Below are 16,161 nucleotides of genomic sequence, written 5' to 3' on the forward strand. Positions count from 1 at the left end.
AATAAGATGAATCAGACCGGACCAATACCTACCGTTTCGATCTATGGTATTCCTTTTTCCAAATTAACGATGAAAGAAACGGTGGAGGTTCTACGCCAAGCAGTGCTCACGAAGCAGCCGCACCAAGTCATCACAGCTAATCCGATCATGGTCATGGCCGCGCTGGAGAATCCGGCAATGATGAAGGTTATGCAGTCTGCTGAAATGATTGTTCCCGATGGAACAGGCGTTGTATGGGCTGCCAATTATTGTGGGGAGCCTGTGGCAGAACGGGTGCCTGGATTTGAGCTTTTACATGAATTGCTGCGTGTTGGAGAAAACTATCGGTGGGGCGTGTATCTGCTCGGTTCCACACCCGACGTGATTCAAGAAACGGCAGTTCGGTTACAAGAGCAATATCCGGCGATTCGAATTGTAGGTTATCGTGACGGTTATTTTGGTCCGGCTGAGGACGAGCAGGTTGTCGCTTCCATCCGTGAAGCTGCACCTGATCTTCTGTTTGTTGCACGTGGGGCAGATACGCAGGAACCGTGGATTCACAAGTACAAAGACGTGCTTCAAATTCCCGTTACCATGGGGGTTGGAGGCAGCTTTGATGTGATATCGGGGAGAACCAAACGTGCACCTAAAGTGTTCCAAAAGTTAAGACTGGAATGGTTTTACCGTCTGCTTCGCGAACCTAGCCGGGCTGGCCGAATGCTTGCACTTCCGAAATTCGCCATCAAAGTGATGCGGGACAAAGAAAACGTGACTAAAGTCCGTTAAAATTAGGCTATTACGCGTAAAATGCACGTTTTTGCTAAAAATTGAGGTTGGCATTTCGGCTGTGATCAGCGTATAATTCATTCCGGATTACATGTGTCGTACTGCTTGAATTAAAACGTTACACTGAGCAACTACGATAGCAAGGCAACCTTTCGATCGCTGTTATCCCCAGATTTCTTTTATTACCCTTTTATGAGGGTGAAATCAGGTGATAGCGTATGCTTTCGAAGTAGCTTTCTTTCAGAAAGCTTTCAGGCGAACGCTTCGCTTCTACAGGTTTTCCTTGCCCTCTTCGTTATCGTGTAACAAGTTTTCAAAAATGACTAACAAAACATTTTTATATATAAAAAGAGATCAGGGGATTTATAATTTCTTACAGGTATTATAATTGGGGGTCGAATGTTCAAATGGTAGCGATCTTTATCATTGGATTTATCGTGTCAATGGGACTGGCTCTTGCCCTGACACCACTTGTCAAAAAGTTCGCAGTCAGAATTGGAGCAATGGATACGCCGAATGCGCGTAAAGTGCACACTCGGATTATGCCGCGTCTTGGTGGTTTAGGAATTTTCCTGGCCTTTATTATTACGGTTGCTGCGTTGCTTCCTTTTGTGTCATCATGGTTTACTACAAGAGATATGAGCTTTGTCAGTGCTTTTCTGATTGGTGGCTCGATCATCGTACTGATTGGTGCGTTGGATGATCGTTTTGAACTGTCAGCCAAAGTGAAGCTGCTTGGACAAATTATAGCTGCTGCTGTAGTCGTATTCGGATTCAATATTCGCGTAGACTTCGTCAACATTCCTTTTCAGGATGCATACTCTTCATTGGAAGCTTGGGTGTCTATTCCGCTGACGATCCTCTGGATTGTTGGTGTAACAAATGCGATTAACCTGATTGATGGTCTGGATGGTCTGGCCGCCGGTGTATCCGGTATTGCCATTGGTACCATTGCTGTGATGTCCTTCCTGATGGGTAATATGATGATTGCCTTGATGTGCCTTGTGCTTCTCGGTAGTATTGTTGGATTCTTGTTCTTCAACTTCCACCCAGCCAAGATCTTCATGGGGGATACGGGATCGCTATTCCTTGGTTTCTCTCTGGCAATGCTATCCATGCTTGGTTTCAAACAAATTGCTGTCGTATCCTTTATTACACCGCTGATCATTATTGGTGTGCCGCTCTCGGATACCTTCTTCGCGATCATTCGTCGTGCGGTACAACGGAAACCGATTTTCTCACCGGATAAAGGCCACTTGCATCACTGCCTGCGTGAGCTTGGATTCAGTCATCGTCAAACGGTGCTGATCATCTACGGTATTGCCGCATTCTTCGGTGTACTGGCAATTATCCAATCTTCCGCTGCGATGTTCGAAGCCAACTGGGTAACATTCGTCGTGATCTGTATCATGATGTTCTTCCTCCAGGTCGGAGCAGAAGTCATCGGACTTGTAAGCAAAACCAGAAGGCCTGTTATTAACTTCCTGATGCGAATGCGTGTTAAGATGAACCCGGAAACCCGCTCGAAATCCTAAATAGAAACGCTCGTTTACTGATCTTATTGAATATTCTTTCAGACCCAACTCTTGTCCCTCGTGGACAAGGGTTTTTTTGTTTATTTTGCTGTTTTTACTAAATAATTGGAACCTTTCGACCGATATATAACGGTAACTGACTTAAAAAGAGGAGAGATGATACGTAATGCAACAAAAGAAACGGCCGTTGGCATGGATCATGTTGGTCGCTATGGTATTCTCATTGTTCCCACAAGGTCTATTCGGTGGTTCCGTTGCTTCGGCTGCCAACGCACAGACTACCTATTTTACACCAGACAATACTCTGATTAGTAACACATCTGATCTTAATTTGGATGATTCAGCTAATACGAGATTTCTGTCCCGGTCTTTGGCTTATCAAACGACTTCAGGGACAATTACAATAACAGGTGCTTATGCATTTGTATCAAAAGATACGATGCGGGTTAAAGTGGAGCAACTAAACTCCGTTGTAGAAGGCAATAAGACAAAATGGGAGCCAGATGCCACACGTTCCAATACAAGCACAGTTACTGCAAGCACCGCGGGTAATAATAAATTTTCCGCCAACAATCTTACTCTGTTCCCCGGGTTCAATCGGATCACGTTCTACGGTAGTCAAGGTTCAGTAGAGCGTTCAGATACGTTCTATGTACTCTATGATCAGGTTCCTTTTATTCAAGATTTTAAAATTTTCACTGATCCAAGCACGGGTTCTAACACATCGTATGGTCTAAATGAAGGATCGCAGACCGTTGTAAATACACAGTTCGTATCTGTTCAAGGTAAAGTGCAAAATGCGAATAAGGTCACCGTTTCTCTGAATGGAGAAGAAGAGCTTGATTCCTCTTTGCTTCAGAACGGGACATTTTTCACACCACAATTGAAGCTGAAGGCCGGATTGAACAATTTGAAATTTAAGATTGCGAATGGCTCAGATTCAGTGATTACCGAGCGTGCCGTCTATTATTATGACAAGGATCAGCCGTTCTCTACCCTCAACGTGATGTTAAGTACGACAGACAGTAAGTCCGTTCTGGATAATATACCAACGTTCTCTACAACAGCTGCACAAGCACAACTTGAAGTACAAGTGGTGTTGCCATACGCGGCAAGCAACAGCACATTCAAGGACGTGGGCTCGTTCACAGTGAACGGAACGACCATGACCTTTATTGATCCAACAGAAATTATTATTCCAGGTCCAGACGGATCTACACCGGAATATCGTATAGTAACGTTCACAACAACCAATGCATATCCGTTACAAACAGATGGAGCAACACCAGCAGTAATTCTCAAGAATCAAACGGTCAACGCTGTTGTTGGGTTTGGCAACTTCAGTTCCGGTTATCAAGGGAAGTTCATTTATGCTCCAGGGGTAAAAGCGATTACGAACATGTACTACCTTCCGGATTACAATGGTGGTGCAGTGACGAATAAAGTTGCTTTGAATAATGCACAGATTGACAAAGAAAGCTTTTATATTATGGTGGAATCCAGTCAGGATATTGGAGCAGAAGTGCCAATCGGAGAATATTTGCCTACGGGTGCAACGAAATTAACCATTGAGGCGCCTGTGTTTACAACTCCCCCTACGCTGACATCCAAGCAAGCTGTCTATTTGGTGAAAAATTTGGCCAATGGTACGCAAAAGATTCGTTTTTATTATTCAACGCCAGACCCATCGTATGATGTGACTGTATCATATTCATCTAAAAGTTATATTTATGTAGCTAACTTGTATGATGGACAGACCTATTCATTCAATTCTAAAGTAACGCAAACATTGAAGGTAGATGGTGAGTTTGTAGGATTTAGTACATTGCAATCTCCTCAATTTGTTGGCCAGTTATTGGTCAATGGTGTGAACACAACTGTTACAGGTTTTCCTGGAACAACAGATGGAAAGTTTTCTTTCGCACTTCAGATTGGCGGTACGAATGGTAATCTTGTGTACGGTGAAAATACAATTACCATTACAGGTACGGATAAGGACGGCGCTGGAAAGACGAAAGTAATCGAGAAAAAATTAAGGATTTATATCTCGGATAGTAATGTTTCCAATATTGATAAATTCATGCCGGTTCCTGTTCCGACGGATACTCGTCAGGATTTTACCAAGGCAGATGTTAGTCAGTATACACCTGAGGAAATGTCCAATATTTTTAAAGTTACAACGGACTTTATCATTAGGGACGGCAAATACGTAACGAGTGAAGAGAGATATGATCTGGTATTCAAAGGTGGCGGTGCACAGATCGCTAACTTGTACTTCGGTTCTAAGTTGATCTATACGTATAATCCAATGCCAGTCACAGATACAGCGGATACCAATAAGCAAACTTTAGATAGTCACATTTCTGATTTTGCAGGGAATCAGGATGAATTCATGGTTCGGATTCGTAACTATGTATTTGATACACCTGGCAGCCATGTATACACGTTAGAGTTAATTAACAGTACAGGTGCAAGAACAACACAACGACTTGAGATCGTAAGGGAGCCATCCTCCTATCGCATTCTTTCACCTGTAGCAACTGTAGGTGAGCAGATTGTTGTAAATAAAAACTATGTACACTTTGATATCGAAGCGGAAGGAGCTACGCAAGTTCTGATCGATAAAGAGCCTGCCATCAAACGTCCAGATATGAATGATCGCTTCGTTCTGAATTACGTGGGGTTGAAACAGGATAAGAGCAATGCTATCAAAATTCAGATTATTAGGGATGGCGCTACTATCAACGACACGATTAATGTGTTCTATACGGGCACAGTCGGAACAGATGCACAGTATATGACACCTAAAATTGCCAACAAATATTCGGTATTTAACAAGAAGGTTGAATTAGCCTTCCCTAAAGGCACCATACTTCAATCAGCTGCCAAGTCGAGCAGTGGTGTAGTCAAATTTTATCCTGACAACAAAATTCTGTTTGGTATTGCCGATCCGAAGGATGGCGTGCTTGAACGGAAAAATGACTATGGCTTTAATATCGGACAGGCTGATCCTCGCAGTACGGGAGGACTGACACCAATCACGGTGCCAACCATTTTGACAGAGTTGTTCAACTCGAATCTGACCACAAGTAACTTTGTGCCGATCTCGGAGACGTATTGGATCAACGGCGGAATTGGTGAGCTTGGAGATAAAGGATCGAGTGGGTACAAGCCTGGAACAGATGGTGTGACACCGTACTCGCTGGAAGGGAGCTTTACGCAATATCCAACAGAACGTGTCCTGGTTCCTTCTAACCGGGGAACGTTAACGCTTGCGTATGATCCGACTATTGTTGATGAAGTGGGTTCAACGATTACGGTATTCCGTTACACAGACAAAACCAACATTGGTGAATGGGTACCGATTGGCGGAGTAGTAGACACCAAGAAACATACGATTACAGTTTCCTTTGATGAGTTTGGCTATTACAAAGTTATGAAGCAAAGTAAAAGCTATCAGGATATCACGAATCATCCGTGGGCAAGAAATCTGCTGAATGCATTGTATTCCAAAGGGATCATGAATAACCTGCGTTTCAACGCGTTTGGTTCAGATGATCAGACGACACGCGGAGAATTCGCTACCTTGCTGGTTAAAGGTCTGGATATCCCATTGAACTATACCAATACACAGACCTTTACTGACGTGTCTCCTACAACCAAGAGTGATACGTGGGACTATGCCTCCATTGAAACGGCCGCGAGAGCAGGTATTGTAACAGGTTTGAGCGACGGGTATTTTGGAGTAGAGGACTCGATTACGCGTGAACAGGCTGCGGTGATGATTGCACGGGCAATGAGCAGCAAGCTTGCGGCCAACGATAGCAAATTATCTTCAGCTTTAGCGAAGTCGTTCCAGGATTCCACCTCCATTGAGTACTATGCTCGTCCATCAGTACAGGCAGTAACCAAAGCAAAAATTATGGAAGGTAGCCCTGTGCAGGTCACAGGATCTACCAAAACGTTGTACCAGTTTAATCCTAAAGGGAATTTGACACGTGCAGAAGCAGCCAAGATTGCTGTAGAATTGCTTAAGAAGAGCACGAAGTTATTCCCTAAAACATTGAGTTAATCTAGCATAGTTGAAATGATTTTAGGAAGGACCTGTCCCTTTTGCTAAAAGGGGCGGGTTCTTTTTATGACCAAGGAACATCTTGTATAGAATTCATTTATAATAGAAGAAATCTGTTTTTTACCAATAACTATTTTTGTAATTTGCTAGAGATTAAGATACAATAACGGTAAATACACAATGATCTAGAGGGTGAAGTTAGCTAATGAAACCGATTTATTCGAGAGCCCAATTGGGTTACATGAAGGCAAAGACACAGTTCGAGAAGCAGGCAGTCATTCTGGAGAAAAAGTTGGAAGATACACGTAAGACCGAAGAGATCTCTCAGGAAGTAATGGAAGGACTTGTACAGTCTACCGGCTTCCATGATGCGTATAACAGTCTGGTTCTGGCCGAGAATGAATTGATTGAATGGTCTCACACCACGATGAAGCATGAGAAGACATACCGGGAGAACAGACAGCCAATTGACGATATGTATCTGAGATTGAACAGTGATCCAAATATGCGTGCTCAAATTATTGAGCTGGCGATGAAGATCCGCTAAGTTATAGTCACTGATCCAAGAAGAGGGCCTTGAGGGCTCTCTTTTTTATTTTCAATTTTGTAGAATTTGTCGCTTCATCGTGGAAAATAACGGGTATAAATAAACGTTCACATCATTCCTTACACAGGGTGATTTCGAAGAAAACGTCATAAGTACATCCGCATTAAAGGTTTTGAACCCGTTATAGACCCGCACTGTATCAATACATAAATAAATTCAAAACTTTTTTTGGGGAATCCGCAACTTTTTGAAATCTACTGCGTTTAAGATGTAGAGTCGAAAACATTGGGCAACTTACCAAGAATGACCTCGTGAAGAATCTTGTCTATTTATTAGAAAAAATTTCTTTACGGCACGAGAGACCCATTGTATAATACGTAAGGTAGGATTAGGAAACTACTCTATTTACGTATGACTCTATCATTTATTCTTGTTTACAAGTTTCTGTGATATGCTCACAGACATCATTTATATTAACTTGCTCATAACTCTGGAAAGGGGGTGCGACAATAGAATGAGGAATACGAGCGACCCTATTAAAGAAAATTCCAATGTTATGAACGCCCAAGGAGGAGACAAAAAGGTTATGAAGAAAATTTTATCCGTAGCACTGTCTACAGCAATGGCATTCTCAATGTTTGCATCTGTAGCATTCGGTGACACAGCAGTAACACCACAACAACAGTTTGATGCATTGAAAGCAAAAGGTATCTTCAATGGTTACCCAGATGGCACAGCTGGTCTGGACAAAGAGATGACTCGCGCTGAGTTCGCAAAAGTTATCACTAAATTGTTGGGTCTGAAAGAGATCACTGGAACTCTTTCTTACAACGACAAAAACTACACAGCTAAGAACTGGGCTGTACCTTACATCGAAGCAGTAACTGCTGCGGGTATCATGGAAGGTAAAAACGTAGAGAAAAAAATCTTCGACTTCAATGGTAAAGTGACAGTAGCTGAAATGGCTACAATCTTGACTCGTGCACTTGATCTTGAAATCCCAACTGAAACTAACAACAATGCAGCAGCATGGGCTAAAGGTTATGTTCAAGCAGCGATCAACGCAGGTCTGATCGACGCTAACGCTAACTTCAGCGGCAACGCTTCCCGCGAATTGTTGGTAGGTGCAGCTTACTCTATCGATCAAGCTCAAAGCTTGAAAGTGGAATCTTACACAGTAACTGAAGCTGGTAAAGTAGTTGAGTTCAAAATCAGCGACGGCGAAACTGTAAAAGTAACTTTGGATAAAGCTCTCGAAGCTAACAAAGAAACTGAAGTGAAATTCACTTACAAAGATAAAGAGTTCACTGAGAAAGTTACTTATGTAGTAACTACAGCTACTAAGCTGGAAAGTGCAAGTGCTACTAACCTGGCTCAAGTAGTTCTGAACTTCGACGGTAAAGTTGACAAAAACACCGCAGAAGATGCTGACAACTATACTATTACCGAGCGTGATAGCAGTACTGCTAAATCTGTAAAATCTGCAGTTCTTTCTGCTGATGAAAAATCAGTGACTTTGACAGTTGCAACTGGTAGCGAAACTGGTTTCACTAACCAAGTAGCTTACAAAGTGAGCTTCAACAATGTTAAAGCTGGAGATAAAGTTTTGAGCGTTAAGGACCAAGAATTCACTCCAGTTGATTCCACATTGCCTGTTGTTGAGAGCGCTCAAGCTCTGGGTAACAAAACAATCCGTTTGGTGTTCAGTGAGCCAATCAAATCCGCAAACCCAGGTAACTTCCAAGTTGACGGAAACACTTTGGTTGGAACAACTAAAGTTACAGGTAACACTGTAATCGTTAAATTGTACACTGCTCTATCTGATGGTGCACACAAAGTGACAGCTACAAACGTTGAGGATTATGCTGGTTTCAAATCTTTGGCTAAAGAGTTGAGCTTTGATGTAGTTGCTGATACAACTGCTCCAACAGTTGCTGTAGAAAGTGCTACTTTCGAAGCAGTTACGTTGAAATTCAGCGAACCAGTTGACCCAGATACAGTGTTGGCTTCCAACATCTATTGGTTGCAAGGTTCTACTAAGAACTACGCTACTGGATCAGTACAACAAATTTCCGATGATACTTTCAAGTTCACATGGGCTAACAAGTTGCAATACGCAACTGATGTTTATGTGACTAACGTGAAAGATTACTCCGGTAATGCAATCGCTGCTGATACTAAAGTTGCAGTAAACCCTGTATTGGATCAAACTCGTCCAGAAGTTGTTAATGCTGAGCTGAAATCTGATGCTAAAACAATTACTGTGAAGTTCTCTAAAGCATTGGAAGCAGCTTCTGTAGCATCTAGCGACTTTGTGATCAAAGATGCTGATGGTAAAGAAGTAAGCAAATTGAAAACAACATCGGTTTCCGCTGATGCTAAAACTGTAACAGTTACTCTTGCTACTGCACTGACAGCAGGAAAAGCTTACACTTTGAACATTACTGGTGTTAACGACAACACTACATTGAAAAATGTAATTCTTCCTTACTCTAAAGAGTTGACAGCTAAAGATTCGACTGCTCCAGAGTTGGCTTCTAACACTGTAGTTAGAAATGCAACAAACAATACAATCACTGTAACCTTTAACGAGGCTATGGCAGTTTCTGGTGATGGTGCGGTTACTGATCGTGCTAAATATTCTTACTTCACCACTGAAGATGGATGGCAAGTGGTTCCTTCTTCCGTGAATATCAACGTTTCTTCTGATGGTAAGTCTGCAATTCTTGGTTTCCCGCAAAACATTCAAGTTTCCAAAGTTACAAAAGTAACAGTTCGCTTGGTTAAAGATGTTGCTGGTAACTACTTGAAGGATCTTACTTCTGGTGAGTTGGCTGTTGCTGATGCAGGTAATGTTACTTACAATGCTGCTGCTGCTACAGCTACAAACAAAATTGAAGTTGCATTCGATAAAGCTTTGCTTTCTAGCACAGTGACAGCTTCTGATTTCACTGTGAAAGCTGGTAACGCTGAACTTAGCGTAATTGGTGCAGCCTTGTCTTCTAGCAATTCTAATAAAGTTGTTCTTACGCTGGCTGATTCCACTAAGCTGAAAGAAAACGGTAAATTCGGTTCTGACAATTCAAGCGTTACTGTAACTGTTAGATCTGGAGCAACGACTTCTACTTCAGCTGGTGAAGTGATCAATGCTGATACTAAAACAGTAACAGATAGCATTGCAGCTACAATTGATTCTGTTAAGGGGTTAGCTAATGGTAACCTCCAAGTTACTTTCAATGAGAACCTTAAAACTGGTCAAACACTTGCAGACGTTGCAATTGACTTTGTTATCAAAAATGCTGATGATAAAGTGCTGGTTCCAGTTACTGACTACACAGTACAATCCATTAATGATGGTATCGTAACTATCAGTTTCACAGCTGATCAAAAAGGTGTGGCTGAAGTTTCTATCCCTAACCCAAGATACCTGAAAGATGCTTCTGATGTAGTTGTTGCATCTTCTGAGGCTAATCAAGTGGAACTTAAAGCGTTAGATGTTACAGCTCCTACTGCAGCTGATTTTACTAAATTGACTGTTGCAGCTACAGAGGTATCTGGTTCTGCTGGTGCAGTTGAAGCTAACGCAACTGTTAAAATCGTTGCTGATGGTGCTGCTGCAACTGCAACTGCTGTAGGTACAGCAACAGCTGCTGCTGACGGTAGCTTCGGAGCAATTACTGGTCTAGTAACAGGTACTGATTATGATCTTTATGTAATTGATGCTGCTGGTAATGCTTCCACTAAATTGGACATTACTACTCCTTAATTAACAGGTCATATATTTATTAGTTAAAAGGGTTAAATCTGATACTATATCAGATTTAACCCTTTTTTATAACTTCGTAACTTTCTCCCCTTCCCAAACGTTTATACTATAATAGCAACAAGCAACTTATGGGAGGTTTGGAAGTGAATCAAAAGAAAATGTTTGTGAGCTTGCTCGCAAGTGCGTTGTTAATCAGTTCAACAGCTGGCATCGCCATGGCAGCGAGCACAACTAATAAAACGGCTGCCACCAGTTCAAATAGCAGTACATCGAAGAAAACGACAACAACAACGCAGAAGGTTGTACATACCTTGGGTAACCTGTCAGCTGTTAAAGTGACAGCACGAAGTTCCGTAAGATTAACAGATGTCAATATCTTGGCTCAGGACGATGGTAATGTGGTTACGTATACATTGTCGTACAAGAACAATGACAGCACCCCAATGATGATGCTCGATTACTGGAGCAAAGTGAAAACCAAGGGTGGAACATCGTTCTCGCCCAAACTGATTGCAAAAGATCAGGAAAAGAAAACAGTCGCGCCTGGATCAACGGTTGACCTAACCTATGTCATGAAAGTGGGTCGCGAAGTGAAACTCAGTGATCTGAACTTCCTCATCGTGAAATGGGATTTCAGTCAAGCTAACTATGAACGTACGCTGGGTAAGTTTAACGTGCCCGCATCCTATAGCATTACGACACCCGTAGGCAAACCAAAGACAGTTCGTCTAAGCGACTCTGCTGTGAAGGTGAAAGTGTCAGGGATTAAAGTGTTTCCAGGTGAAGATAAGAATCAGTATGTGAAAATTGGCGTGAATTTAAACAATATCAGTTATAAATTGCTTGAAAATCCGAATATCAAATGGATTTTACGTACGCCAAGTGGTACGAACTATCCCTTAACTCCGGATAAAGACAGTACCAATGTTAGCATTCAGGCACAGGCCAATAAGGCACTTAGCCTGATGGCATCTCTCCCTACGTCAGTGAAGCTGCAAAAGTCTGAGTTGTTGCTTGTAGAAGAACAGGGTGAAGAGAAGAGTGTTCTGCCTGTTGCTGCTCTGCAATTGCCAGAGGCTAGCAAGACGAATGTAGAGGTTGCTGCCAATCAGCCAAACATCATTTCTGTTGAAGGACAACGACTGTCCACATTGCTTGAATCTGCCAAAGTCCGAATCGATGATGGTGAGTATAGTCTTAATCTTCAAATGAAGCTCAAGAATGAAGGCAAGAAAGCCATTAAGGTGCCGACGTATACCTTCGAGGTACGTAATACAGACGGAACAGTTTATCCGATCGAAACCAAAGCTTTGGATACATTGAAATTGAACCCAGGCGATATCAAGACAATTAAGCTGAGTGCAACCCTTCAGGGTGATGGTAATACAAGCAAAATCAAGCTGTATGTAATGAGTCCGGTAGACAAAAATGAAAGCACAGAATCCACCACAACGTCTTCTCCAACGAATGGATTTGTTTTCTCCTATCCTGTAGGTGTCTATGCGATTCCTAAATCGGTATCCAGTGGAGATGGATTGACAACCGAAATGGTCATTAAGAATAACAAAGGTACATTTGGTGTGTCTTTTGGATCGTTACAGCGGTTGCCGTGGCTTGATAGTGATATTATTGCTGCAAAAGTGACTATTCGTAATGCAGGTAACAAAACAGTTCAACTTCCTGAACTTGAAGCAATGTTTATGATTGATTCTGCTGAGATTGAAGGAGACAAGAAGTTAATCTACACACAAAGTGGCAAGTTACTTGGAGCCGGCATGACAACCGAGGCGTACCTGTTGACCAAGATTCCTTCTGAATTACGTATATCTCGTCTGGAACTTAGTCTGAACGAGAAAGTTAGTGAGGAAGAAACGAATGAATGGATTACGTTAAATACGTCCGGATTAATTCCACCGGTATCTTATGTTGGAAGTGGTAAGACATATACTTTGGGTACTGCTGATAAAGAGACCGAAATGGGTGTGCGGAGAACGATTCGTTATCCGGGAACGTCATCGGACATCGTATATACCGAATTCGAAATGACGAACAAATCACTGCGTCAAAGTGGTCTCGGTAAACTAGTAGGATACTTCAAAACATCGGATGGCCAATATTACAGGGCAACAGCGAAACAAGCAGAGCGTTTGCCTGGACCGGGTCAAAAGTCGATTGTTACGTTCTGGGTTAAAATTCCGAAATCCGTTACCTTCTCTGACCTGCGTCTAATTGTGGGTGAAGGTATTGCAGACAGCAAGTTTGTAACCGGTGAAGGGGAAGCGACTGCTTATGTGAATGCTCTGGCATTCGAAGTACCGCCAACTTCCATTAGTGTTCAAGGCACGCTGACCAATATTAATCTCTACCCTTACTCCTGGACTGCCAACAGTGTGAGAGCATATCTGGCAGGAAGTTCGTCTGTACAGATCGAGATGAATTACAGCTTATCCCGTAATGAAGAGATTGAGATGGGTGAGAACGAGCATAAGTTAATCCTCACTCTGACGGACCAAGCAGGTAAATCATATGAGAAAGAGCTGACTTTGGGAACCGATCTGAAAGTGGGAACCAACCAGACACTGAGCTGGAGCGTAGAAGACAGCTTCTTCGAGAAGTTGCGTGGTGGTTCGTATCGCTTAAGCGTAGATGATCAGTTCCAGGGACAACGTATTCGTCTTGCAGAGCAAAGCTACGGATATGACCTGACCAAACTTCCGAAGGAAGAGCCTGTTGATATAAGATAGATGCATAGATTCGAATAATCGTTAGATTTGTCCACAAAACCTCGTTTCCACCCAAACGGAAACGAGGTTTTGCTTGTCGCATCCCTACTTTTTCTCTATAGTTAAAGTTAATAGATTACCAGAGGAGGAAAATGATTCACATGAAACCTTATATGAAAGTATCCCTTGCAGCGCTCGCGATTGGTGTTGGCGTGTGGGTCGGGTCGGTATACAGCAATACAGCCATCGGTGCAGGTACAAGCCAGCCAGGAACAGCAGACGATCCGGTTGTAACGAAGAGTTATGTAGACCAACAGATTCAAAAGGCATTGGGTGGCGGTGCTAGCACAGGTTCTGGTAACTCATCCGGTAATAACTCCGGCTCTACAGGAACCGGGAACTCCGGTAGCACAGGTGGAGATACTTCGCTTCCTCCACTGGTATCAGGCGCATCTGATGCCGTTGAGATCGTAACCGTGAAGCCAGGTCAACAGCTAATCGGCAAGTCTGGCGCGGAGTTCATTGTACGTAGCGGTAAAGCTGTGATCGTCAGTGAAGGTACGAATGGTGTAGCGGATCTGACGGACGGGATTGACCTGACAAATGGACAGGCAGCGCCGACCAATCACCTGCTCTCTTTTCCAAGGGATGGACGAGGGATCACGGTATTGGAAGGAAACAAATACAGCTTAACTGTAATGGTTCGTGGTGGATATACTCTGAAATAGGATTTGTAGCTTTTAAAGGAATTATTCATTAGTTATACTTTTCATTTGCTCAGATTACCCAGTTCTAACAAACATTAATACGGCTAGCCAGCCTTGTTCCTGCTCACTCTATAACTGTAAAAAACCAAAACCGGAGGTGCAGGGATCATGGCTAGAAGAAACAGCAAAGTGGTGCCGGAAAGTCGTCAGATGTTGGATCAGATGAAGTATGAAATTGCTGCTGAGTTTGGTCTGAATGTGGGATATGGAGGTAGAGGTCTTGCTGGTGCAGATACCGAATTTGGTTCTGAATTGGGTGAGGTGAGTGATCACTCCTATGGCCAGTATAAAGGCTGGGGCCATCTGACTTCCCGTGAAAATGGGTCGGTCGGTGGAGAGATTACGAAAAGGCTGATTCGCCAGGCAGAGCAGCACTTATAGGGTGTTTTCCTTATCCCCATTTGTTTGACACGTCTTGACAAATACGTTAAGATGGCAGTTGAGGTACGCAGCCTTTTCCACTAGGGAAAGGTTGATTTTTTGTTGAGGCCATTACCTGAAAAATCCTTATCTTCGTAACTGCGGACCCTGCGTCCTTATTCCGCCCGGAAAGCTTTCGAGGGTACAGTGAACGAATCAACGTAAATGTTTTGTTCGGGCAATCGCCATACTACTGGTTATGGGAGGTTGAAACTTCAATGTCTATTAAAGGCCGACATCTATTCACATCGGAGTCTGTAACTGAAGGACATCCGGATAAAATTTGCGATCAGATTTCGGACGCCGTGTTGGACGCGTTCCTGGCGAATGATCCAAACGCTCGTGTAGCGTGCGAAGTTTCCGTGGCTACAGGCCTTGTGCTTGTCATCGGTGAGATCAGTTCAGCGTCTGAATACGTGGACATTCCGTCCATCGTTCGTAATACGATTAAGGAAATTGGGTACACTCGTGCCAAGTTCGGTTTCGACTTCAATACATGTGCAGTTCTGACTTCTCTTAACGAGCAGTCTGCTGACATTGCACAAGGCGTTAACGCAGCTCTGGAGAACCGTGACCCGGAACAAATGGCTCGTGAAACAGAGAATATTGGTGCTGGAGACCAAGGTCTAATGTTTGGTTTTGCAACCAACGAAACACCTGAACTCATGCCTTTGCCAATTGCATTGTCTCACCGTATCGCTCGCCGTTTGGCTGAAGTGCGTAAAAACGGTACATTGGAATATCTTCGTCCGGATGGTAAAACTCAAGTAACGATTGAATACGACGGTGACAAACCGGTACGTGTTGATACAATCGTCGTGTCTACTCAGCATGCTGAAGAGACCACATTAGAGCAGATCCAAAAAGACATCAAAGAACATGTAATCCTGCCAGTCGTTCCAGCTGAATTGCTGGATGAGCAGACTAAATATTTCATCAACCCAACAGGACGTTTCGTTATTGGCGGACCTCAAGGAGATGCAGGCTTGACTGGACGTAAAATCATCGTAGATACCTACGGCGGTTATGCACGTCACGGCGGTGGTGCGTTCTCCGGTAAAGATCCAACAAAAGTAGACCGTTCCGCAGCTTATGCAGCTCGTTATGTAGCGAAAAACCTTATTGCTGCAGGTCTTGCCGACAAAGTGGAAATCCAGCTCGCTTACGCGATTGGTGTAGCCAACCCGGTATCGATCAACGTAGATACATACGGAACAGGCAAAGTCAGCGAAGAGAAATTGGTTGAGCTTGTGCGTAACAACTTCGATCTTCGTCCAGCTGGTATCATCCGTATGCTGGATCTGCGTCGCCCAATCTACAAACAAACAGCTGCATATGGTCACTTCGGCCGAACAGACCTGGATGTTCCTTGGGAACAAGTGGACAAGGCGGACGTTTTGAAAGAGCAAGCAGGTCTGTAAGTTAACGATACAGTCATCAATAGAAGCCCTTGGTTCCGATAAGGAATCAGGGGCTTTTTGCATACTCAAATATCGAATTACTGAAAGGGTCAATAGACTAGATTAATATTCCTTTTATTCCCTTTTAGCTAAAAAAAAACTACGA

9 protein-coding genes are annotated in these 16,161 nt (G+C 43.1%); all 9 read left to right on the top strand.

Annotated elements, in window-relative coordinates; translation table 11 throughout:
* Positions 1–6 precede the first annotated feature (6 nt).
* The 9 genes from ACTWJ7_RS05455 (at position 7) to metK (ending at position 16,016) form a co-directional block, all read left to right on the top strand.
* Complete coding sequence (locus tag ACTWJ7_RS05455) at positions 7–765, top strand: WecB/TagA/CpsF family glycosyltransferase (RefSeq protein WP_079350337.1); 759 nt, start codon at positions 7–9, stop codon at positions 763–765.
* A 407-nt stretch (positions 766–1,172) separates the two neighbouring features.
* Positions 1,173–2,300, top strand: coding sequence for a glycosyltransferase family 4 protein (locus ACTWJ7_RS05460; RefSeq protein ID WP_285075797.1), 1,128 nt, complete (start codon positions 1,173–1,175; stop codon positions 2,298–2,300).
* Positions 2,301–2,466: 166 nt separating this feature from the next.
* A complete protein-coding gene (locus ACTWJ7_RS05465; protein WP_301880104.1) occupies positions 2,467–6,372 on the top strand; it encodes an S-layer homology domain-containing protein in 3,906 nt (1,301 codons plus the stop codon).
* Positions 6,373–6,577: 205 nt separating this feature from the next.
* Positions 6,578–6,919 carry a hypothetical protein gene (locus ACTWJ7_RS05470; RefSeq protein ID WP_076332560.1) on the top strand — a complete coding sequence of 114 codons (342 nt, stop codon included), beginning with the start codon at positions 6,578–6,580 and terminating at the stop codon, positions 6,917–6,919.
* 586 nt (positions 6,920–7,505) lie between these two features.
* Complete coding sequence (locus tag ACTWJ7_RS05475) at positions 7,506–10,685, top strand: Ig-like domain-containing protein (RefSeq protein WP_301880103.1); 3,180 nt, start codon at positions 7,506–7,508, stop codon at positions 10,683–10,685.
* Between the two features lie 143 nt (positions 10,686–10,828).
* Positions 10,829–13,429, top strand: coding sequence for a hypothetical protein (locus ACTWJ7_RS05480; protein WP_301880102.1), 2,601 nt, complete (start codon positions 10,829–10,831; stop codon positions 13,427–13,429).
* Between the two features lie 140 nt (positions 13,430–13,569).
* Positions 13,570–14,136: a hypothetical protein gene (locus ACTWJ7_RS05485; protein WP_301880100.1), complete on the top strand. Its 567-nt coding sequence runs from the start codon at positions 13,570–13,572 to the stop codon at positions 14,134–14,136.
* 147 nt (positions 14,137–14,283) lie between these two features.
* The gene (locus ACTWJ7_RS05490) at positions 14,284–14,556 is read left to right on the top strand and encodes an alpha/beta-type small acid-soluble spore protein (RefSeq protein ID WP_079350342.1); all 273 of its coding nucleotides are present in this window, start codon (positions 14,284–14,286) and stop codon (positions 14,554–14,556) included.
* A gap of 257 nt (positions 14,557–14,813) precedes the next feature.
* Positions 14,814–16,016, top strand: coding sequence for a methionine adenosyltransferase (metK, locus tag ACTWJ7_RS05495; RefSeq protein WP_024631631.1), 1,203 nt, complete (start codon positions 14,814–14,816; stop codon positions 16,014–16,016).
* Positions 16,017–16,161: the final 145 nt, after the last annotated feature.

It is taken from the genome of Paenibacillus sp. 1A_MP2, from assembly GCF_052244825.1.
GTDB classification, from domain to species: domain Bacteria; phylum Bacillota; class Bacilli; order Paenibacillales; family Paenibacillaceae; genus Paenibacillus; species Paenibacillus vandeheii.

What these genes read in the sequence shown, in the direction of transcription:
- ACTWJ7_RS05455 (WP_079350337.1), top strand. Translation starts at nt 7, where the DNA reads ATGAATCAGACCGGACCAATACCTACCGTTTCGATCTATGGTATTCCT.
- ACTWJ7_RS05460 (WP_285075797.1), top strand. Translation starts at nt 1,173, where the DNA reads ATGGTAGCGATCTTTATCATTGGATTTATCGTGTCAATGGGACTGGCT.
- ACTWJ7_RS05465 (WP_301880104.1), top strand. Translation starts at nt 2,467, where the DNA reads ATGCAACAAAAGAAACGGCCGTTGGCATGGATCATGTTGGTCGCTATG.
- ACTWJ7_RS05470 (WP_076332560.1), top strand. Translation starts at nt 6,578, where the DNA reads ATGAAACCGATTTATTCGAGAGCCCAATTGGGTTACATGAAGGCAAAG.
- ACTWJ7_RS05475 (WP_301880103.1), top strand. Translation starts at nt 7,506, where the DNA reads ATGAAGAAAATTTTATCCGTAGCACTGTCTACAGCAATGGCATTCTCA.
- ACTWJ7_RS05485 (WP_301880100.1), top strand. Translation starts at nt 13,570, where the DNA reads ATGAAACCTTATATGAAAGTATCCCTTGCAGCGCTCGCGATTGGTGTT.
- ACTWJ7_RS05490 (WP_079350342.1), top strand. Translation starts at nt 14,284, where the DNA reads ATGGCTAGAAGAAACAGCAAAGTGGTGCCGGAAAGTCGTCAGATGTTG.
- metK (WP_024631631.1), top strand. Translation starts at nt 14,814, where the DNA reads ATGTCTATTAAAGGCCGACATCTATTCACATCGGAGTCTGTAACTGAA.